We start from the raw sequence: 19,851 nt of genomic DNA, 5'->3' as shown, positions 1-19,851 counted from the left end.
TCGGAGCGTTTTTCCTGTTGTTGCAATCATTGCGGTCGCCGAAACATCTGCAGCCTGCCCGCGAACATTTTGTCGTAGGAGGTATTAAGCAGCAGATTTTTTTATTCAAGAACCTGTCGATTGAGCATATATTCATGCGAATCTCAGCATGGATAAGCCTATGCCCAATCTCCGTCAGATCAAAAGCTTCCAGGCCGTCGTCGAACTCGGTAATTTTTCGCGTGCGGCCGAACGGCTACGGACCAGCCAGGCTGGTGTTTCCCATGCGATTCATGACCTCGAGGCGCTGCTGGGTACGCGGCTTTTCGACCGCACGACGCGACGGGTCGAACTCACGGAAGCGGGCCAGATTTTCGCTACCATCGCCTTGCCGGGGCTTGCCGAAATCGAGCGCGGGGTCGAATCGGTGCGAGACCTCAGCCAACTGCGCATGGGATTGGTGCGCGTCGCTGCCCCGCCGCTCTTGGGAGCGACTGTGCTTCCACGGCTCGTGCAAGAGGTTGCCAAACTCCATCCCGACCTCAAACTGCGTATCGAGGACGTTGCCACCGATCTGATCGTATCGCGCGTGCGCAACGGACTTTACGAGCTCGGCATCGGTACATTTAACGCAGACGAGGAAGGCATTGAACGACAACAGGTACTGAGTGACCGCCTCATGTTATTCATGGAACCGGATCATTCTTTCAAATCGCTCGAGGAAGTCAGCTGGAATACACTTCATGACCAGCGTGTCATCACCCTGACGCGGGAAAGCAACATCCGCCTGCTGACGGAAATCGGCTTCGAAACCGCTGGCCTGCCGCTTCGCCCCCATCTCGAAGTCCACCAGATCCACACCGCGCTTTCGCTGGTCGAAAGCGGAGCGGGGGTCGCGGTGCTGCCGACCTATGCCTTCGCGGCGCTGAACGGTCGACGCATTGTGGCGCGCCCGTTGACCGACCCAGCGATCACCCGGCCGGTGAGCATCATCACCGCGCGCGAGCGCACGGCTTCGCCGGCAACCATGGCCGTGCGACCGCTTTTGCGAAAGATCTTGCGCGACATGGTGCCGGAAATTCTCTGACGCGTGCCTTGCCACGGCATCAATCAGCCGGAAAATTCAGCCTTTCCATTCCATGCGGGGAAAGGAGGCCTAGCTTTACCTTTGAATTTATAAGAATACTCACTGTTGGAGCCTGGCTGCACGCGAAAACTCGCGCAAGCCCGTTCCAGCGAGACAGGTGATGGGCGGACGCGGTCCACGAATGACCTGAAATCCTGTTGATGGTTCGTGGGGCTTGCCGAGCTTTGCGAACGGTCGGGGGCATGACCGCCTATCGGACCGATGCTACAGATCCAGGAATCGCAGCGCGGGCGTCGCATCGCAAGAGGAATAGACTGTGATCACGAGCCATACCCGGATCGTCAACCGCGCCTTGACGCGCCTTAAGCTTAAGCAGTTGCAGCTTCTCGTCGCGGTCGGCCGGCATCGAAGCATCCTGCATGCGGCACGGGAACTGGGTCTGTCCCAACCCGCAGCCACGAAAATGATCCAGGAACTGGAAATCGATTTCGAGGTCCGCCTTTTCGATCGCAGCAATCGCGGCGTCGTGCCGACCGTCTACGGCGAGGCGTTGATCCGTCACGGCAAGCTGATGTTTGCCCAGGTTTCCAACGCTGCACAGGAAATCGTGGATCTCAACGAAGGCAACAGCGGCCGCGTTGTGGTCGGTACGCTGCTTGCCGCATCGTCGCATCTCTTGCCGATGGCTATAACAATGATGCTCAGAACCCGCCCGAACATCGCGATCGAGGTTGTCGAAGGCACGAATGAGGACCTGATGCCGATGCTGCGGTCCGGCGAACTCGACATGTTGGTTGGCCGTCTTCCGGTGCATCGGCTCCGCTCGGAACTTCACCAGGTCCGCCTGTACGAGGAGGAGGTTGCTCTGGTCGTCGGCAGCCAACATCCGCTCGCGGGCCGCGAGGAGTTAAACTTCGACGACTTGAAGGAATTCGGTTGGATCCTGCCGCCGTCGCACATCACTTTGCGCCGCTATGTCGATCAATATTTCGTCAAGAACGATCAGACCTTCTCGCCCACGCCGCAGATCGAGTCACTCTGCTATCTGACCAACGTCGCCCTCCTGCGAAGCACCGACCTAATCGCGGTGATGTCGGAACAGATCGCATTGGAAGGCTTCGCTCACGGCACGCTATCACGCCTGAGCATCCGACTTCCTTTTGGCTCAGGTCCTGTCGGTGCCACGTTCCGCACCGAGGAGAGCCTGTCGCCAACAGCCGCTGCCTTTCTAAAGTCTCTAAACGACGTGGCGCGAACGATGCCAGGCGGATAGCCAATCGATCCTCGTCCGCCTGATATAACTAAAACCGATAGAAGAATGCCTTAATTGGCAATTCTCGAATTGTGATCGTCTGCTATCCCTTATGTGGGAACAGCAAAAAGCGAGAGTCCCGGCGTAGGCCCGGCCATCTCCCCATTTCATCATCAGCGCGATGGGTATGCCCGGGAAGGCGTGGCCCGATTAGAGGATTTCCATAATGATCCCTACCGAAAAATATCATCTGGACGGCCTGCGCATGGGGTGCGCTGCGGTCGCAATCGCATCGGCCCTGCTTGCATCCACCGTCCCAAGTGCTGTTTTGGCCCAGCAGTTCGACCGGGAAAAGAGCGTGATCTTCGCCAATGGCGGCGTCGTTGCTACGCTCGATCCCCTTCGCGTCGATTATGCGCAGACGAGCCTCGTGGCCAGCACCATTTATGACACGCTCGTCACCTACGACGCCAAGGCTCGCGTTGTCGGCCGTCTGGCAAAGGGCTTCGCCGTTTCCGACGATGTGAAATCAATCAAGCTCACCCTGCGCGATGACGTCACGTTTCACGACGGCGCCAGACTGACAGCCGCCGACGTAGCCTATACGCTTGACCGCCTCAAGGCGCTCGGTATCGGCGTCTCCTCCCAGGTGCCGGAATACGAGCGCACGGAGATCGAGAACGACACGACCCTGACGATCCACCTGTCGCGGCCGTCCTCGATTTTCCTCGGCGCGCTGTCGAAAATCTACATCCTGAATTCGAAGCTTGTGCAGGCGAATGAAGGCGTCGACCACGGCCAAGCATGGCTGCAATCCAACACGGCAGGCACCGGCCCTTACGACGTCACGATGAGCCGCGGCGACAACGTCATTGTTTCGCTGGTCGATAAATACTGGGATCCGGTCGAGGGGCGCCCGCAATCGATCGTCTTCCGCCGCATCGACGAGAGTGCCACGCAGCGCGACGAGATCATCGCCGGCAATGTCGACCTCGCCGTGCTCGGCATGGGTTACCGCGATGCAAAGACACTCGACGATTCCGGTGCCGCCACCGATGCGCGCCTGCGTCCGGTGCTCCAGACCAATGTCGTGTTCAACACGCGGGTCGGTCCGACCGCCGATGCGAAGGTTCGTCGCGCGATCCGGCTCGCCTACGACTATGCCGGTGGACTTAAGGCGATCCGCATGGGCAACGGTGAAATTGCCAATGGGGTGTTGCCGACGGGCATGCCCTGCCGGCCGGAGTTGCCGGTTGCCAACCGCGATCTGGACGAGGCGCGCAAGCTCCTCAAGGAAGCGGGCCACGACACGTTGAGCCTGACGATGAACTATCAACCGACCATCGAGGTGCAGCGACAGGAGGCAACGCTTCTGCAGTCGAACCTGCGGGAGATCGGCGTCGAGCTGAACCTGGAGCCTGTTACCTTCGCTGCCTATATGGGCAAGCTCGCCAAGTTCGACACCATCCCGCAGATGATGATGCTCGACGATTTCGCCCAGTTCCCCGATCCGGGCGCAATGCTGTTCAAGGGCTTCCGTTCGACGGCGGTCGGTACGAACCGGTCCGGTTATGGCAATAAGGACGTCGACAGCCTTCTCGACCAGGCCATCGCGACGAGCGACGAAGGCAAGCGCTGCGATCTCTACAAGGAGGCTCAGCGCGTGATCGACGCCGACTCGCCGATCATGCCGATGTACAGCGTCGGGCGGCCAGTGCCGTTTCACCATCAGCATCTTCAGCCGATCTCGGTGAGCTACGTCACGTTTCCCCTCGCACCCGCCGACCTGCGGCTGAAGGACTGAGATGAACGGCTTCCGGACATATGGGTTATATGTGGGGCGGCGGCTTTTCGTCACCGTCCTCACCCTGATCGGCCTGATGGCCCTGGTCTTCCTGATGACGAAGGCCATCCCTGGAGACGAGGCTCGCGTCGCCGCAGGCCCAGAGGCAACCGAAGCGCAGATCGAGGTGGTGAGGCAGCGGCTCGGCCTCGACAAGCCGCTCCCGGTTCAATTCCTGGCCTTCGCTGGACACTATGCCCGCGGTGATCTCGGCACCTCGATAAGCACATTGCAGCCAGTTCTGAGCGACCTGCTCAAGGTGCTCCCGAGCACCATGGAGCTCGTCGTCGCGGCCATGAGCCTTTGTCTTATCGTGTCCGTTCCTGCCGCGGCGGTCGCCGCTGCCCGCCACCATAAGACAACGGATCTTGCGACGCGCATTTTCGCGGTAACCATCGGTGGCTTGCCGACATTCTGGCTGGCTTTGATGCTGCAATACGTCGTTGCTACCCGGTTACGCTGGCTGCCGATTTCCGGACAGCAAAGCTTTCAGTTCGTTACGGACCCCATCACCGGAATGCCGGTGATCGACAGCCTGCTCTCCGGCTTCGAAGGTGCCTTTGGCGACGCGCTGAGCTATATCATTCTGCCTGCGGTGGCGCTTTCGGCCCTGTTCATTTCACAGACTTTCCGCATGTTGCGGGCCGCACTTCTCGGTATTCTCGATACCGATTTCATCTCCGCAGTGCGCGCCAAGGGTGCATCCCCCTTCCGCATCATGCTGAAACACGCCCTGCCCAATACGTTCGGCCCGATGGTCACGCTCGTCGGCACCCAATTCGGCCTCATGCTCGGATCGGCGGTTCTGGTGGAGGGTATCTTTGCCCGTCCAGGCATCGGTTCCTATCTTACCAACGCCGTCGCCCAGAAGGACACCCACGCCGTGGTTGCCACGGTCTTTTTCGTCGGGACCGCCGTCTGCGTCATCAATCTCATCGCCGATCTCGCCCATCTCGTCGTTGACCCTCGGGTTGGCGCCGCCCAGTTCAGCGGAGCACAGGCATGAAGACGGCTGTCTCAACATTGCGCAACGCCATGCGAGCGCCCATCGCGGATATGGCGGTCTTCACGCTGATCGCCCTCCTCCTGATCATGGCAGCGATCGGGCCCTCGATCGCCCCCGCGGACAGCGTCTACGGCGGGGACATCTTGAACGCGCTGCACCCCCCGAGCGCCGAACACTGGTTCGGCACCGACGACCAGGGCCGCGACGTCTTCTGGCGCGTCGTTGCCGGCTCCCAGGCAAGCCTGATTTCGTCGGTACTGATCGTCACGGGCTTTTCTCTCGTCGGCATCATCGTCGCAACGATTGCCACCATGGGCCCTCGCTGGCTTGACGGGCTGTTGATGCGCCTGTGCGATATTGGACTGTCCCTTCCCGGTCTGGTTGTCGCCCTCGGCTTCGCCGCGGCGCTCGGCCCCAGTCTTCAATCAGCGATCATCGCGAAAGTTCTGACCGGCTGGCCTTTGACGGCACGGTTGCTGCGTGCCCTGATGCGCGAAACGATGACCGCGCCCTACGTCACCGGCGCGACCGTCCTCGGCGTATCGCGCTACCGGCTGATGACGCGACATGTCCTGCCGAACTCCCTCGACATGCTGATCGTGAAATGGGCCGGCGACGTCGGCACCACGCTTCTGATCTTGGCCGGCATGTCCTTTATCGGCGTCGGAGCGCAGCCGCCGAGCGCCGAATGGGGTGCGATGATCGCGGCGGCCAAGGGATACGTTTCCAGTGCCTGGTGGGTCGTGGCCGCGCCCGGCCTCGCAATCGCGCTCACCTCCATCGCCTTCGGCCTGCTCGGCGACATCCTTCAGGCCCACCGCGACCCGAACCTGAGGCGGAAGATATGAACGCCACATTCAAACCGAACGTCGTGGCCGAAGCCGGCGCCGATTCCGGCGGACTGCTCAGCGTTCGCGACCTCAGCGTCAGCGTGCCCGTGGCCGCCGGCAACGTGCTGATCGTCGATCATGTCAGCTTTGACCTCAAGAAGGCCGAGCGGGTGGCACTGGTCGGGGAATCCGGTTCCGGCAAGTCCGTTCTGGCACGCGCCATCATGCGGCTGAACGACAGCTACCGGATCAACGGCCGAATTCTCCTGGAGGAAGAAGACCTGACCGCGAAAAGCGAAGCGCATATGCGTCGTGTTCGCGGCCGGCGGATCGGCATGGTGTTCCAGGACGCCATGACCGCGCTCGACCCGATCCAGCCGATCGGTAAACAAGTCATGGAAACGCTGATCATCCACGGCACGCCCAAGCGCCAGGCCCGCGAACGCGCCATCGCCGTTCTGAAGGAGCTCGGGGTTCGCGACGCGGCTCAGCGCATGAACGCGGCAGTACACGAATTTTCCGGCGGCATGCGCCAGCGCGTGGTGATTGCCATGGCTCTCATCGCCGATCCCGCGCTCCTGATCGCCGACGAGCCCACCACGGCGCTCGACACGCGCGTGCAGATGCAAGTGCTCGACCTTCTCGATGACATCAGCGAACGCCGCCGGCTTTCTGTCATGCTCATCACCCACGACATGGGTGTGGTTGCATCCTTCGCCGACCGCGTGCTGGTGATGTATTCCGGTCGGATCGTCGAGGATGCACCGGTCGGGCGCCTCTTCTCCGCGCCGCTGCACCCCTACTCCCGCAGCCTTCTCGAAGCCGTGCCGCGCATCGATCACGTTGTCGATCGCTTGCCGGCTGTGCCGGGAACACCGCTTCCACCCATTTTGCGTCCGGCGGGCTGCGCCTTCCACCCGCGCTGCGCGCTGGCGACGGATATCTGTCGAGATATCGTTCCTGCGCTACGCACGCTGGCCGACAGCCGTCGCGTCGCCTGCCACCATGCCGATACGGGAAGGGAGGCGTGACATGATGTTTAAATTGGAAAAAGTCAGCAAGCGCTTCGCGAATGGCACGCTCGGGCTATCGGATGTCAGCCTGACGATCGGCGCTGGCGAGGCTGTCGGGCTCGTCGGTGAATCCGGCTCCGGAAAGACGACATTGATCCGGTGTTGCCTGGGCCTCACCGGCATAAGCGAGGGCCGCATCGTCTATGACGGGCTGGACGTTACGCGGCTTGCAAGGCGGGAAAAGCAGCGGTTTCGCCGCGAAGTACAACTTGTCTTTCAGGATCCCTATTCCAGTCTCAATCCGCGGATGACGGTCGAGGAGCTTGTCGGCGAGGGTCTCCTCGTCCATGGCATCGAGCCCGACAGAACCCGCCGCCGCGACAAGACGGTGGAAATGCTGGGAATGGTGGGGCTTGGAGCCAGCGACCTCGATCGTTATCCTGGGTCTTTTTCAGGTGGCCAGCGGCAACGCATCGCGATTGCCCGCGCCCTGATCACCCGCCCAAAGCTTCTCGTCTGCGACGAGCCGGTCGCGGCCCTCGATGTCTCAGTGCAGGCGCAGGTCATTAACCTGCTTCAGGACCTGCGGCAGGACCTCGGGCTCTCGATCCTGTTCGTCGCCCATGATCTCCCGGTCGTCCGTCACCTCTGCAGCCGCATCTCGGTCATCTGCCAGGGCAGGATCGTCGAAGCCGGCACCAGCGACGCGGTGTTTGACGCACCGCAATCTGAATACACCCGGAGTCTTCTGGCGGCTGTTCCGATCGCCGACCCCGTCATCGCGCAGGAACGACGCGCGGCGCGAAGAATGCTCCGCCGCCAGGCCGAAAAAGGAAAACAAGCATGAGAATTGGCGTAGATGGCAAGAAGATCCCGCAGGCGACGCTGCGCGGTCCGATTGCGAGTTTCGACCATGCGCGGGAAATGGGACTTTCCGGCCTGTTCTTCCGCACGGTCCTCGAAATGAGTCCCAATCTGGACCATGGCCTCCTGCGCGCCGTGCGCGAGAAAGCCGACAGCCTGGGAATGTATCTCGAGACGGGGCTCGCCAAGGTCAATCCTTACGCCCTGGCCGAAACCCCCGAGGTGCGCCGGGCCGGCGACGGCGACACGCTGCTGGGTTTCCGGCGCATGATGGAAGCTTGCGCCAATATCGGGTGCACCGAACTCTGGGTCGCGCTGGCCAACTACAAGAAGGATTTTCTGGGCAAGTTCGCCTGCGACCGCTTCCGCACCGACGTCGCCTGGAGCGAGCAACTCGCCGCCTCGGAACGGTTGCTCAAGAGCCTCTATCCAATTGCCCGCGATCTCGGTCTCCACTTGAATATCGAAACCCACGAGGAAGCCACGAGCTTCGAGGTGGTGCGGCTGGTGGAGAGTGTCGGGCCGGATGTCATCGGCATCGTGTTCGATACGTCCAATCCGCTTCAGCGCAGCGAGCACCCGGTCTACGCGGCGCGGCGGGTTTCGCCCTACGTCCGCCAGACCCACATCAAGGACGCGCTTCTGGGTACCGGGCGGGTGGGCGTCGATTACCAGAAGCGAGTCTGTGGGGACGGCGTCGTCGATTTCGCGGCCATACTGTCTATCCTCGCCAAGGCGAATTCCGGCTTGAACCTCTCGATCGAGAACGATCAGCCCTATGATGACCTACCGCGCAACCCGGTGCCGATCCGCATCGAAATCGATGATCCGGACTGGCGCCGCAGCCATCCTGACCTCAGTGACGAGGAGTTCGCCGCATTCCGCGGCCTGGTGGCCGAAGGCGACGCCCGGATTGCCCGCGGCGAGGTCGAGCCGATCGCACGTCACGCCGAGCGGCGCCCCGGTTACACCGAAACGGTGGCTTTCATCCGCTCGTGCGCCGACCATCTGCGGGCGATCTGCCTTCGCGACAATCTGCCCCTGGAAGCCTGATCGATCATGACCTCCTCAACCGTAAACATCTCAGCCACGCGTCGGCCGAAGGGCCGGGTTCTCATGACCGCCCGCTGGGTGGTCGGCCACCGCGACGGGCGCCACTGCCTCTTGCAGAATGGTGAAATCGTCTTCGAGGACGGTATGGTCATTTTCGTCGGTCATGGTTTCGATGGCGAAGTGGCCGAACGCCATGACCAGGGAAGCGCCATTGTCGCACCGGGCTTCGTCGATCTCGACGCGCTGGCCGATCTCGATACGACGATCCTTGCGCTCGACAATCATCCGGGCGTCGACAAGGGCCGGGTCTGGCCGCGCAGCTACATGGAAGCCGGTCCGTTCGAAATGTACGATGCCGAGGAGTTGGCCTTCCAGAAGCGCCATGCCTTCGCCACGCTGATCCGCAACGGCATTACCACCGCCCTGCCGGTCGCCTCGCTGTTCTATCGCGCCTGGGGCGAGACTGCGGAGGAATTTTCCGACGCCGCGCGCGCCGCAGCAGAACTTGGACTGCGTGTTTATCTCGGCCCGGCCTTCCGCACCGGCAATCTCGTCGTGGAGGAGGACGGCAGCATTACCACCCACTACGACGAAGCGCGAGGCCTCGCCGAACTCGACCGCGCCATAGACTTCTGCCACCGCTACGAAGGGGCGGCGGGCGGTTTGATCCGCACGATGTTTGCCCCGGACCGCATCGAGACTTCCGCGGCGGCGCTGCTGCGCCGGACGGCCGACGCCGCGCGCGCGCTGGATGTTCCCACGCGGCTGCATTGCTGCCAGTCGAAGATGGAATATGACCTCGTTCTCGCCCGGCACGGCATGAGTCCTCCGGAATGGTTGCAACATCTGAATTTCTTGGGCGAAAAAACGCTGCTGCCCCACGGCGTCTTCGTATCCGGTAGCCGCCACATCGCGCGACCGGGCCACGATCTGGAAATCATCCACGACGCGGGCGCGGTCATCGTCCATTGCCCACTGGTTTTCGGGCGCATGTCCGGGGCAATCGACAGTTTTTCACGCTATCGCGAACTCGGTATTCGCATCGGCATGGGCACTGACACTTCGCCCCCCGATATGATCGCCAACATGCAAATCGGCCTGATCCTGAACCGCGTCCTGGAAGCCCGGCCGGACGCCTGTCGCAGCGAGGACTTCTTCGACGCGGCCACGATCGGCGGCGCGGACGCCCTCGGCCGACCGGATCTCGGACGACTTCAACCAGGCGCCGCAGCCGACATGATCGTGATCGACCTCGGCCTTCCCCACCACGGACAGGTCATCGACCCCATCCAGACGCTGCTGGTCGCCGGTCATGGCCGGGACGTGCGCAGTGTCATCATCGACGGGCGCTTCGTCATGCGCGACCGCGTCATCCCCGGCATTGACGAAGCCGCCGACAATGCTCGTGCTCAACGCCAGTTTGATAAGCTGAAGTCGCTCTATCCGAAGCGCACGCGCGGCCATCCGCCCGTCGAAAAGATCTTCTCCTCCAGTTATCCCATTGTTGCCTAGGTCTGCTCACGAAAGGAATGTCCATGATCTATCTTCGGTTTTGCATCGATGCGCCGGGATCCTACGACCTGAGAATGAAGCATCGCGACGAACGCCGCGCCTATCTCTACAACGGCACGGTCAAAATTCTGGAGGGCGGACCTCTGTGCGCCGGAGACAGCAACGAGACCTATATAGGCACTTTCATGAAGATCGAGGCAGACTCCCGCGAAGAAGTCATGCGTTACCACGAAGACGACCCCTTCACAAAGCTCGGCATCTTCGAACGCTCCTGGATCGTGCGCTACGACAAGCACATGGGCGCCTGAGGACGCCGCGTCGCTCCGTTCCAGGGCCACCTTCAGCCTCGGCGCGAACCACGAAACGCGCAGCCTCCTTGTCGTCTGGATGCCGCCAGCGTGGTCAACCGCTGCTAGACCAGGTTAAGTCGAATTCGGTCCGCTGCATCCACAAGCGCTGGCAGAAACTGGTCGACCAATTGCCTCGGCGCAACGTGTGCCGCGGGGGCGCCTATGTTCAAGGCTGCAACCACTTCTCCTCTCCGGTTTCGCAAAGGCACGGCAATCGAGCACAGCCCGAGCTCGAGCTCCTGGTCGATAACCGCATATCCCTGCTCTCGAACCCTGTTAAGCGCGGCAACGAGTTGTTCGACGCCGACGATCGTCTTCTCCGTGTTCGCTCTCAGATCCGTTCTCTCCAGAATTTCCCGAGCATCACTTTCGCGAAGAGCCGCCAGCATGACCCTACCCATCGACGAGCAGTATGCGGGCAAGCGGCTTCCCGGATTAAGATTGATGGACATCACACGCTTCTGCGACGCTCGGGCGATGTAGACGATTTGGGTGTCGTCGAGAACGGAAGCGGATGAGCTCTGACCGGTCGTTTCCGCAAGCGCGTCCAAGTAGGGCTGCAACAGAACGGGGAGCGTGGTCGCGGAGAGATACGAGTGGCCAAGCCGCAAAATCCGTGGGGTCAGCGTGAAGAATTTGCCGTCATAATCCGCATACCCAAGCTCCACGAGTGTGAGAAGCGATCTCCGGACCGCCGCCCTATCCAGGTTGGTATTTTTGGCGACATCGGCAATCGACATGCGTCGATCATGGTCGCCAAACGCCTCGATCACGCTCAATCCCCTGGCGAAACCGCTGACAAAATCGGTTTCCTTGAAATCACCTCGGGCCATTATCGTTAAGCTCCAATTGTGCGCCATATGAACAAACATCAATTAACGCACATTTTCTGTTGCTGCCACAGTCTTCTGAATTTATTTAGGTCCCCGAGGCGGGGCCGGATTGCAGCGCGTGCATCGTCAAGGAGACATCAATGGACAAGACAATTGGGAGTGCGGCGGAAGCCGTCTCCGCAATCGGCGACGGCGCGACGGTAATGATCGGCGGGTTTGGCGGCTCAGGAGCGCCGATCGAGCTGATTCATGCTCTGATCGACCACGGCCCGAAGAACCTCACGGTAATCAACAACAATGCCGGAAACGGTCGCATCGGCATCGCCGCGATGATCGATGCGGGCATGGTCAGGAAGATGATCTGCTCATTCCCGCGCTCGTCGGATCCGCGCGCCTTCACCGATAAATATCTCGCAGGCGAAATCGAACTTGAACTCGTTCCTCAAGGCACCTTAGCCGAACGCATCCGTGCCGGCGGGGCGGGTATCCCGGCTTTCTACACACCGACCAGCTTCGGCACCGAGCTTGCCAACGGCAAGCCGATTGCGGAGTTCGACGGCCGCCAATATGTGCAGGAACGTTGGCTGAAGGCCGACTTTGCGATCATCAAGGCGCATGTCGCCGACATCCATGGGAACCTCGTCTACAACAAGGCGGCCCGCAATTTTAACCCACTGATGTGCATGGCGGCCACCTCGACCATCGTGCAGGCGTCGAAGATCGTGCCCTTGGGCGGCGTCGATCCCGAACACGTCGTCACACCGGGCATCTTCGTCGACAAGGTCGTCGAGATCAGCGACCCGAAGCAGGAAGAAGATCTCATTCGCGCAGGAGTGGCCTACGTATGACCGTCGATACTCGTGAAGACATCAAGCTGAGCAACTCTCAGATCGCCTGGCGCGCTGCGCAGGACATCAATGACGGCGCGTATGTGAACCTTGGCATCGGCTTCCCCGAAATGGTCGCGAAGTACCAGCCGCCCGGTCGCCAGGCCGTCTTCCATACTGAGAACGGCATCCTCGACTTCGGCGAAGCGCCTGCGGCTGGCGAGGAAGACTGGGACCTGATCAACGCGGGCAAGAAGGCCGTGACGCTCAAGCCCGGGTCCGCCTTCTTCCATCACGCCGACAGCTTCGCCATGGTCCGCGGCGGCCATCTCGACGTCGCCATTCTCGGTGCCTATCAGGTCGCCCAGAACGGAGATCTCGCGAACTGGCGCGTCGGTAGCAAGGGCGTGCCTGCCGTCGGCGGTGCGATGGATCTGGTTCATGGTGCGAAGCAGGTCTTCGTCATCACCGAACACATGACGAAGAACGGTGAGCCGAAGCTGGTCGAGAAGTGCACGTTCCCGCTTACGGGCGTCGGCTGCATCACGCGCATCTACACCAGCCATGCCGTCATCGACGTTGTCGACGGAGGTTTCGTCCTTCGTGAGAAGCTACCCGGCATGACGATGGAAGAGCTTCAGGCCATGACTGGCGCGCCATTGAAGATCGACGGTCCCGTCGCCGATCTCATCGTCCCCGAATTGTGAGAGCCACCATGACTGACGCCTTCATCTGCGACTACATCCGCACGCCCATCGGGCGCTATGGCGGCGCGCTCTCTTCGGTGCGCCCGGACGACCTTGGTGCAATTCCGCTCAAGGCACTGATGGAGCGTAACGCCGGGGTCGACTGGGAAGCCGTCGGCGACGTCATCTTCGGCTGCGCGAACCAGGCTGGCGAAGACAATCGCAACGTTGCACGCATGTCCTCCCTTCTCGCGGGTCTTCCTGAATCCGTGCCGGGCACGACGATGAACCGTCTCTGCGGCTCCGGCATGGACGCGGTGATCACGGCTGCTCGAGCAATCAAGGCGGGCGAAGCCGAACTGATGATTGCCGGGGGCGTCGAGAGCATGAGCCGCGCCCCTTTCATTGTTCCGAAAGCCGAAAGCGCTTTCTCCCGATCCGCTGAAATCTACGACACGACCATCGGCTGGCGCTTCGTGAACCCGTTGATGAAGCAGCAGTACGGCGTGGATTCGATGCCTGAGACGGGCGACAACGTCGCGATCGACTTCAACGTCTCGCGGCAGGATCAGGATGCGTTCGCAGTGCGGTCGCAGGAGAAGGCCGCCGCTGCCCAGCGCAACGGGCGTCTTGACCAGGAAATCACGCCCGTCACCATCAAGCAGCGCAAGGGCGACCCCATCATCGTTTCGCAGGACGAGCATCCGCGGGAAACAAGCATGGAGGCGCTGGCGAAGCTGCACCCGGTCAACAAGCGCGAAGGCGCGACAGTGACCGCCGGGAACGCGTCCGGTGTGAACGATGGTGCCGCGGGGCTCATCATCGCCTCGGAAGCAGCGGCGAAGAAATACGGCCTGACACCGATCGCTCGCGTCATGGGCGGAGCAACTGCAGGCGTTGCGCCGAGGATCATGGGTTTCGGCCCGGCGCCGGCGACGAAGAAGCTCTGCGCGCTCCTCGGCCTGTCGCCGTCCGATTTCTCGGTTCTCGAATTGAACGAAGCCTTCGCTTCACAAGGCATCGCCGTGCTCCGCGACTTGGGATTGCCCGAGGACGCGGAGCATATCAACCCCAACGGAGGCGCGATCGCGCTCGGTCATCCTCTCGGGATGTCGGGTGCCCGCATCTCCGGTACGGCAGCCCTCGAACTGGCGTCGAGAGGCGGACGATATGCGCTCGCGACAATGTGCATCGGTGTAGGCCAAGGGATCGCCATCGCTCTCGAGCGCGTCTGATAAGCGCCCCTACAGTGCCACTGATGACGAGATTTACTGCGACGATTGAGCGGCCAGACGCGCTCGCTCTGCCACACGGAAGGTGCGCGGCGTCTCGCCGGTCTCGCGCAGGAAATAGCGCGAGAAATAGGCCGGATCGGCAAAACCCAGCCGCAACCCGATTTCCTGCGCCGTCATCTGCGTGAAGACGAGATCGCGCCGCGCCTCATCGATCAGCTTGCGACCAATATAGGCATGGGCCGTCAGCCCTGTTGCCGCCTTGACGATACGGTTGAGGTGCGTGGGCGAAATGCCCAGTTCCCGCGCATAGAACTGTGCCGGCTTTTGCCCGCGGAAGTGCTGCTGGATGAGGCTGTCGAGGTGCTCCTTGCGCCGCACCGTCTCGCCGGCCCCGCGCTCCGGATTGTCCCGAGCCCACTGTCGCGCCGCCAGCGTCAACGCCGAGACCAGGTACGCCTCCATCATGTCCGTGCGACCGCTGCTCCGGTTTATCCACTCCCCGGCCAGCCGCTCCAGTGTCGCGATCATGAACGCGCTGTCCGGCTCCCCCGCCTCAAGCAATGTTACCCGCGGCTCCGACGCAAAGCGCACGACCTCGCCGGAAAGCCGCATATGGGAGGCGAGCAGGGTGAAGACATGGCCGTCGATATCCCGGGAGAACCGGAAGCCGTGATCCACCGCAGACGGTATCGTGACGATGGCGTGCGGCGTCAACGGCCAGCGCCCGCCACCGAACAGGGCATCGCCTGATCCGGCGGAAATGTACAGGATCTGGAAAAAGCTGTCGTGCCGATGCAGGCCTATCTCATAACGATATAGGCTGCTGCGAGACGGAATCGTTTCACAATGCAACCAGAAATCCGGCTCTTTCCGGGCCTTTTCGCCATAGAGATCAAAGGTCGGTACGGGTTTCGTCATCTCGGCACCGCGCAAACAATGTGTTCGGTTTGTACAATTATCGGGCTGATCCGTCCATTGCCACAGCCAGCCACCCTGCCCGACAATTTGCGAGATGCCAGCTCGGTATCAAAATACGGGAGGATATCATGCGCGTTCAGGTCGCCATCATCGGCTCGGGTCCGTCGGGGCTTCTGCTCGGCCAACTGCTCGGCAAGGCTGGCATCGAGACGGTCATTGTCGACCGGTCGAGCCGGGAGCACATTCTCGGCCGCGTGCGCGCCGGCGTGCTGGAGGAAGGCACGGTTAACCTGATGAACCAAGCCGGCGTCGGAGCCCGCATGCAGGCGGAAGGCCTGTCGCACGACGGATTTTCGCTCGCCTTCGACGGACGGGACCATCGCATCGACCTCCATGGCCTGACCGAGGGCAAGCGCGTCATGGTCTATGGGCAGACGGAACTGACACGTGACCTCATCGAGCAGCGCGAAACCGATGGCCATCCGACCATCTATGAGGCGTCCAACGTCGCGCCGCATGACTTCAACGGCGCTGCCCCCTTCCTCACTTACGACAAGGACGGTGTGACGCACCGGATCGACTGTGATTTCATCGCCGGCTGCGACGGCTTCCATGGGGCGAGCCGCAAGGCGGTACCTCAGAAGGCCATCCGCACATTCGAGAAGGTCTATCCGTTCGGCTGGCTCGGCGTTCTCGCTGAAGTCCCGCCGGTCAGCGAGGAGTTGGTCTATGCCAACCATCCACGAGGCTTCGCGCTCTGCTCCATGCGTTCGCATAGCCGTAGCCGTTATTACATCCAGTGCGCGCTCGACGAGAAGATCGAGGATTGGTCCGATGCGCGCTTCTGGGACGAGTTGCGCCGACGCCTTCCCACCCATCACGCCGAGGCGATGATCGTCGGTCCAAGCTTCGAGAAATCCATCGCGCCGCTGCGTTCCTTCGTCGCCGAGCCAATGCGCTTCGGGCGCCTTTTCCTCGTCGGCGATGCCGCCCATATCGTGCCACCGACCGGCGCCAAGGGGCTGAACCTTGCAGCCAGCGACGTGCACTACCTCTTCACCGCCCTGCTCGAACATTATCAGGACCGCACGAATGCGGGGATCGACGCCTATTCGGCCAAGACGCTCGGGCGCGTCTGGAAGGCGGTGCGCTTCTCCTGGTGGATGACAACAATGCTGCATCGCTTCCCCGAGGCCGGCGATTTCGACCAGAAGATCCAGGAAGCCGAACTCGATTACCTCACCCATTCCCGCGCCGCCGAGACCGTGCTGGCGGAAAATTACGTCGGGTTGCCTTATTGAAGAGAATAGGCGTGCACTATCCGAGCCGCCCTTAATCTGTTACTTTGGTGCGATAATCGCGGCATATTCGGTGGTTGACATTGACGAACCAAAATACCAAAAAAAATCCGCTGGCTGGAATACCCGACGTGGACTTCGCCCGTCCGGCGTTATTTCAGATGAAGCAGCGTGGTATTTCTGAATACGACGTCTATAAAAACATTACAGCGCCGACCGCGTCCGTTAGAAAAGACACGAAGTCTGGCAATTTCGTTTACCGTATGGGGCCGTATCGCGTCGTGGCAAAACGTGACCCCAGTGAACATGTTACCGTCATCACGTTTGCGACGTCGGAAGAGACACGCTGAGTGCCTTCTATTCTTAAAAAATCTGCGCTGAGCTACGCAAAGGCTGAGGCGGAACTACAGCATTTCAAATCATGGTTGGCGGATCACAAACGCTTCACTGAACGCGAGGTTATTCAGGAACTGAAGACATTAGACAATCTTTGCCTCCTGCTTTCATTTCTCGGCACAAGTGGGCAGCCAGATCTGTTCAAGCATGAATTCGAGATTCAAGGCGTATTCCGGGCTGATTATATCGTTGGAAGTTCCTCGTCACGACATTTCACCTTAGTGGAATTCGAGGGTGGGCAAGAAAATAGCCTGTTCGGACCTAAGCAAACCAATCAGATGCGGGACTGGGGAAGTCAAGTGCAGCATGCTCTTGGCCAGATCGTCGATTGGTCCTGGGCGATCAACGACAACCAGAAAAGCATCGTTCTTATAAATGCTATCGGATACGCCGAGTTCAGCCGGACATATGTCGTCATCTGCGGTTTGGAAAGCGCCATGGACGAGACGGAGAAGTCGCGTTTGAATTGGCTAAGCGATCATTGCAAAATCACGGATACGAGAGTCCTCTTTATGACCTATGATGACGTGATCCTGCACTTTGAAGGCCAACTGGATATTTATCGCGAAGCACTTGCGCAGGCTAATACTGCTCCACCAAAAACTGTTTGAAATTACAATATCTGTGATGCCAACGGCTCAAGCTGCGGGCGACACTTCGCCGGCCACTTCACGGATCGTCTGCATGAGGATGGCCTGCGGCATGGAGGGCACGGCGTCGGTGCGCATGGTGAGGCCCACCGGACCCTTGGTGGCGCTGGTATCGACCGGCAGCGCCGCCAGCTTGCCTTCGGCGATGTCGGCCGCCACGACCCCTTCAGAGATAATCCAGACCGCATCGCTTTCCCGTACGAAGGCTCGGCCGAAGGCATCCGACACGGTCTCGATCTGATTGGCCACCCCGGCAATGCCGTTGGCGATAAGGAAGCTCTCCACGAAAGGGCGAATGATGGACGCACGGGTCGGCATCAGCACCGTAAAAGCATTGAGTCCGGAAAAGATTGCCCCCCGGGACAGCAGCGGATGACCGGTGCGTACGCAGAACACCACCTTTTCCGAATAGAGGTGCTCGAATGAAAACCCCGTCATCTTCTCCGGCGCTGCGAGCCGCCCCACGACAAGGTCGAGATCGCCGACACGCAACTGTTCCAGCAACACCGCGTTCTCGCCGGTGACGATCTTGATCGTCGCCCCGGTGCCCTCGGCGAGAAAGAGTTTCATCGCTCTCGGCATGATCCGGGTCGAGACCGTCGGCAGCGCGCCGATCCGGATCGGTGGCGCGTCGCCGGACCGTGCCTGAGATACCGAATCGAAGCCTTGCCGCAGTGCCGTCAGCGCTGCCCCGGCGTGTTTGAGGAAAACCTCGCCGTAGCGGGTGATCTTGATACCGCGCCCGTCACGCTCGAAGACGGCCACGCCCAGAACCTCCTCCAATTCGCGGATCGTCTTCGTCACGGCAGGCTGGCTGACATGCAGCAGACCAGCTGCCTTCATCACGCTCTTCTGGCGCGCCACCTCGACAAAGGTTTGCAGATGGCGGAACTTGATACGGCTGTCGACCACTGTTTCATAACCCTCAAGTTAATAGAACGGCATGAAATATCATTTTACCTAACCAGATCAAGGGTTCAATCTGGGAGCACGGGAGGAGATCGACGTGCAATTCGCAACCGTCAATGACGTTATACTGCATCACCAGTTGATAGGCGGCCCCGCCGGTCGGCCGGTGATCGTGTTCGCCAATTCGCTTGGAACGGATTTCCGCATCTGGCGCGATGTCGTCGTGCGTCTCGCCGGGGACTTCCCGATCATCACCTACGACAAGCGCGGCCACGGCCTCTCGGACCTCGGCCAATTGCCTTACTCCATCGACGATCACGTGCTGGATCTGGCCGCCCTGCTCGACCGGCTCGATGTGAAGGACGCCGTCATCTGCGGCCTCTCCATTGGCGGAATGATCGCGCAGGGACTGGTCGCCAAGCGTCCGGATCTCGTCAGGGCGCTTATCCTGTGCGACACCGCGCACAAGATCGGCACGGACGACATGTGGAACGCCCGCATCCAAAGCATAGAGACGAAGGGCATCGAAAGCCTGGCGGACGCCATCCTCGAACGCTGGTTCACCCCCGCCTTCCGCCGGCCGGAGAATGCCGCCTATCACGGCTACCGCAACATGCTGACGCGCCAGTCCGCCACCGCCTATGCCGCGACCTGCGCAGCGGTGCGCGATGCCGACCTGACGGAGACGACGAAGCGCATTTCCGTGCCGACGCTCTGCGTCGTCGGCGACCAGGACGGTTCGACGCCGCCCGATCTGGTGCTGTCCATGGCAAAACTCATTCCCGGCGCCCGTTACGAGGTCATCAAGGATGCCGGGCACATTCCCTGCGTGGAGCAACCGGAAATCCTGACCGAGATGATCCGCGCCTTCTTTGCCACCCTACCTGCCGGAGACAAGCCACATGGCTGATTCCCAAACCTTTTCCGACCGCTATCGCCAGGGCATGACGACCCGCCGCGCGGTGCTGGGAGACAACCATGTCGACCGTGCCTCATCGTCGGTGACCACCTTCGATCAGCCCTTTCAGGAACTGATCACCGAAGGGGCATGGGGTACGGTGTGGTCGCGGCCCGGCTGGACGAAGCGCGAGCGCTCCATGGTGACGATCGCGCTGCTGGCAGCACTCGGCCACGATGAGGAGGTAGCGATGCATGTGCGTGCGACCCTCAATACTGGTGCAAGCCGCGAGGACATTTCCGAGGCGCTGCTGCATGTGGCGATCTACGCCGGCGTTCCCGCAGCCAATCGTGCGTTCAAGATCGCCAAGCACGTCTTCGAGGATATGGACGCCGGAAAGGCGGCCTGAGGC

The 19,851-nt window shown here is 61.0% G+C and carries 21 protein-coding genes; 18 read left to right on the top strand and 3 right to left on the bottom strand.

The genetic code is table 11. The features are described from left to right. The first annotated feature begins 160 nt into the window (after positions 1–160). The 10 genes from ACST81_RS07525 to ACST81_RS07480 all read left to right on the top strand — a co-directional run bounded on the left by ACST81_RS07525 (position 161) and on the right by ACST81_RS07480 (position 10,747). The gene (locus ACST81_RS07525; RefSeq protein WP_438752265.1) at positions 161–1,066 is read left to right on the top strand and encodes a LysR family transcriptional regulator; all 906 of its coding nucleotides are present in this window, start codon (positions 161–163) and stop codon (positions 1,064–1,066) included. Between the two features lie 316 nt (positions 1,067–1,382). After that, positions 1,383–2,339 (top strand): LysR family transcriptional regulator, encoded by a 957-nt coding sequence (locus ACST81_RS07520; protein ID WP_438752263.1) that lies wholly within the window; start codon positions 1,383–1,385, stop codon positions 2,337–2,339. Between the two features lie 205 nt (positions 2,340–2,544). Then, positions 2,545–4,122, top strand: coding sequence for an ABC transporter substrate-binding protein (locus ACST81_RS07515; RefSeq protein ID WP_438752262.1), 1,578 nt, complete (start codon positions 2,545–2,547; stop codon positions 4,120–4,122). A gap of 31 nt (positions 4,123–4,153) precedes the next feature. Beyond that, the gene (locus tag ACST81_RS07510) at positions 4,154–5,167 is read left to right on the top strand and encodes an ABC transporter permease (protein ID WP_438752260.1); all 1,014 of its coding nucleotides are present in this window, start codon (positions 4,154–4,156) and stop codon (positions 5,165–5,167) included. Then, positions 5,164–6,015, top strand: coding sequence for an ABC transporter permease (locus tag ACST81_RS07505; protein WP_438752258.1), 852 nt, complete (start codon positions 5,164–5,166; stop codon positions 6,013–6,015). Before ACST81_RS07510 ends, ACST81_RS07505 begins: the two co-directional genes overlap by 4 nt. After that, entirely contained in the window at positions 6,012–7,028 is a 1,017-nt protein-coding gene (locus ACST81_RS07500) for an ABC transporter ATP-binding protein (protein WP_438752256.1), read from the top strand. Before ACST81_RS07505 ends, ACST81_RS07500 begins: the two co-directional genes overlap by 4 nt. A 1-nt stretch (position 7,029) precedes the next feature. Beyond that, on the top strand, positions 7,030–7,857 hold the full coding sequence (locus ACST81_RS07495; RefSeq protein WP_438752254.1) for an ATP-binding cassette domain-containing protein: 828 nt from the start codon (positions 7,030–7,032) through the stop codon (positions 7,855–7,857). Then, positions 7,854–8,927, top strand: coding sequence for a sugar phosphate isomerase/epimerase family protein (locus tag ACST81_RS07490; RefSeq protein ID WP_438752252.1), 1,074 nt, complete (start codon positions 7,854–7,856; stop codon positions 8,925–8,927). The genes ACST81_RS07495 and ACST81_RS07490 overlap by 4 nt, the downstream gene beginning before the upstream one ends. A 6-nt stretch (positions 8,928–8,933) precedes the next feature. After that, positions 8,934–10,439, top strand: a complete 1,506-nt coding sequence (locus ACST81_RS07485) for an amidohydrolase family protein (protein ID WP_438752250.1) — start codon at positions 8,934–8,936, stop codon at positions 10,437–10,439. 23 nt (positions 10,440–10,462) lie between these two features. After that, the gene (locus ACST81_RS07480) at positions 10,463–10,747 is read left to right on the top strand and encodes a YciI family protein (RefSeq protein ID WP_438752248.1); all 285 of its coding nucleotides are present in this window, start codon (positions 10,463–10,465) and stop codon (positions 10,745–10,747) included. A 104-nt stretch (positions 10,748–10,851) separates the two neighbouring features. Here ACST81_RS07480 and ACST81_RS07475 read toward each other — a convergent pair whose 3' ends face one another. Next, positions 10,852–11,622 (bottom strand): IclR family transcriptional regulator domain-containing protein, encoded by a 771-nt coding sequence (locus tag ACST81_RS07475; RefSeq protein WP_438752246.1) that lies wholly within the window; start codon positions 11,620–11,622, stop codon positions 10,852–10,854. Positions 11,623–11,762: 140 nt separating this feature from the next. Between ACST81_RS07475 and ACST81_RS07470 the strand changes: the two genes are divergently transcribed. The 3 genes from ACST81_RS07470 to pcaF are packed head-to-tail and all read left to right on the top strand — an operon-like array spanning position 11,763 to position 14,370. Then, positions 11,763–12,470 (top strand): 3-oxoacid CoA-transferase subunit A, encoded by a 708-nt coding sequence (locus tag ACST81_RS07470; protein WP_438752244.1) that lies wholly within the window; start codon positions 11,763–11,765, stop codon positions 12,468–12,470. Next, a complete protein-coding gene (locus ACST81_RS07465) occupies positions 12,467–13,156 on the top strand; it encodes a CoA transferase subunit B (RefSeq protein ID WP_438752242.1) in 690 nt (229 codons plus the stop codon). The genes ACST81_RS07470 and ACST81_RS07465 overlap by 4 nt, the downstream gene beginning before the upstream one ends. 8 nt (positions 13,157–13,164) lie before the next feature. Then, complete coding sequence (pcaF, locus tag ACST81_RS07460; RefSeq protein WP_438752241.1) at positions 13,165–14,370, top strand: 3-oxoadipyl-CoA thiolase; 1,206 nt, start codon at positions 13,165–13,167, stop codon at positions 14,368–14,370. A gap of 33 nt (positions 14,371–14,403) precedes the next feature. Here the strand turns inward: pcaF and ACST81_RS07455 are convergent, their stop codons facing one another. Next, positions 14,404–15,288 (bottom strand): helix-turn-helix domain-containing protein, encoded by an 885-nt coding sequence (locus ACST81_RS07455; protein WP_438753422.1) that lies wholly within the window; start codon positions 15,286–15,288, stop codon positions 14,404–14,406. 128 nt (positions 15,289–15,416) lie between these two features. Between ACST81_RS07455 and pobA the strand changes: the two genes are divergently transcribed. The 3 genes from pobA (at position 15,417) to ACST81_RS07440 (ending at position 17,593) form a co-directional block, all read left to right on the top strand. After that, entirely contained in the window at positions 15,417–16,589 is a 1,173-nt protein-coding gene (pobA, locus tag ACST81_RS07450) for a 4-hydroxybenzoate 3-monooxygenase (RefSeq protein WP_438752240.1), read from the top strand. Between the two features lie 80 nt (positions 16,590–16,669). Then, positions 16,670–16,936 (top strand): hypothetical protein, encoded by a 267-nt coding sequence (locus ACST81_RS07445; RefSeq protein ID WP_438752238.1) that lies wholly within the window; start codon positions 16,670–16,672, stop codon positions 16,934–16,936. Further along, on the top strand, positions 16,937–17,593 hold the full coding sequence (locus ACST81_RS07440; RefSeq protein WP_438752237.1) for a Shedu anti-phage system protein SduA domain-containing protein: 657 nt from the start codon (positions 16,937–16,939) through the stop codon (positions 17,591–17,593). Positions 17,594–17,620: 27 nt separating this feature from the next. Here ACST81_RS07440 and pcaQ read toward each other — a convergent pair whose 3' ends face one another. Beyond that, positions 17,621–18,544 carry a pca operon transcription factor PcaQ gene (gene pcaQ, locus ACST81_RS07435; RefSeq protein WP_438752235.1) on the bottom strand — a complete coding sequence of 308 codons (924 nt, stop codon included), beginning with the start codon at positions 18,542–18,544 and terminating at the stop codon, positions 17,621–17,623. A gap of 94 nt (positions 18,545–18,638) precedes the next feature. On the opposite strand from pcaQ, the gene pcaD reads away from it, so the two are divergent. Next, positions 18,639–19,451, top strand: a complete 813-nt coding sequence (gene pcaD / locus ACST81_RS07430; protein ID WP_438752233.1) for a 3-oxoadipate enol-lactonase — start codon at positions 18,639–18,641, stop codon at positions 19,449–19,451. Continuing rightward, entirely contained in the window at positions 19,444–19,848 is a 405-nt protein-coding gene (pcaC, locus tag ACST81_RS07425) for a 4-carboxymuconolactone decarboxylase (protein WP_438752232.1), read from the top strand. Before pcaD ends, pcaC begins: the two co-directional genes overlap by 8 nt. Positions 19,849–19,851: the final 3 nt, after the last annotated feature.

The sequence above is a fragment of the Pararhizobium sp. O133 genome, assembly GCF_051669845.1.
Taxonomy (GTDB): domain Bacteria; phylum Pseudomonadota; class Alphaproteobacteria; order Rhizobiales; family Rhizobiaceae; genus Pararhizobium.
The sequence above is the reverse complement of the archived record's forward strand: the minus strand, read 5'-3'. Positions and strand labels throughout refer to the sequence as shown.

What these genes read in the sequence shown, in the direction of transcription:
- ACST81_RS07525 (WP_438752265.1), top strand. Translation starts at nt 161, where the DNA reads ATGCCCAATCTCCGTCAGATCAAAAGCTTCCAGGCCGTCGTCGAACTC.
- ACST81_RS07515 (WP_438752262.1), top strand. Translation starts at nt 2,545, where the DNA reads ATGATCCCTACCGAAAAATATCATCTGGACGGCCTGCGCATGGGGTGC.
- ACST81_RS07505 (WP_438752258.1), top strand. Translation starts at nt 5,164, where the DNA reads ATGAAGACGGCTGTCTCAACATTGCGCAACGCCATGCGAGCGCCCATC.
- ACST81_RS07500 (WP_438752256.1), top strand. Translation starts at nt 6,012, where the DNA reads ATGAACGCCACATTCAAACCGAACGTCGTGGCCGAAGCCGGCGCCGAT.
- ACST81_RS07495 (WP_438752254.1), top strand. Translation starts at nt 7,030, where the DNA reads ATGATGTTTAAATTGGAAAAAGTCAGCAAGCGCTTCGCGAATGGCACG.
- ACST81_RS07490 (WP_438752252.1), top strand. Translation starts at nt 7,854, where the DNA reads ATGAGAATTGGCGTAGATGGCAAGAAGATCCCGCAGGCGACGCTGCGC.
- ACST81_RS07485 (WP_438752250.1), top strand. Translation starts at nt 8,934, where the DNA reads ATGACCTCCTCAACCGTAAACATCTCAGCCACGCGTCGGCCGAAGGGC.
- ACST81_RS07480 (WP_438752248.1), top strand. Translation starts at nt 10,463, where the DNA reads ATGATCTATCTTCGGTTTTGCATCGATGCGCCGGGATCCTACGACCTG.
- ACST81_RS07475 (WP_438752246.1), bottom strand. Translation starts at nt 11,622, where the DNA reads ATGGCCCGAGGTGATTTCAAGGAAACCGATTTTGTCAGCGGTTTCGCC.
- ACST81_RS07470 (WP_438752244.1), top strand. Translation starts at nt 11,763, where the DNA reads ATGGACAAGACAATTGGGAGTGCGGCGGAAGCCGTCTCCGCAATCGGC.
- ACST81_RS07465 (WP_438752242.1), top strand. Translation starts at nt 12,467, where the DNA reads ATGACCGTCGATACTCGTGAAGACATCAAGCTGAGCAACTCTCAGATC.
- pcaF (WP_438752241.1), top strand. Translation starts at nt 13,165, where the DNA reads ATGACTGACGCCTTCATCTGCGACTACATCCGCACGCCCATCGGGCGC.
- ACST81_RS07455 (WP_438753422.1), bottom strand. Translation starts at nt 15,288, where the DNA reads ATGACGAAACCCGTACCGACCTTTGATCTCTATGGCGAAAAGGCCCGG.
- pobA (WP_438752240.1), top strand. Translation starts at nt 15,417, where the DNA reads ATGCGCGTTCAGGTCGCCATCATCGGCTCGGGTCCGTCGGGGCTTCTG.
- pcaC (WP_438752232.1), top strand. Translation starts at nt 19,444, where the DNA reads ATGGCTGATTCCCAAACCTTTTCCGACCGCTATCGCCAGGGCATGACG.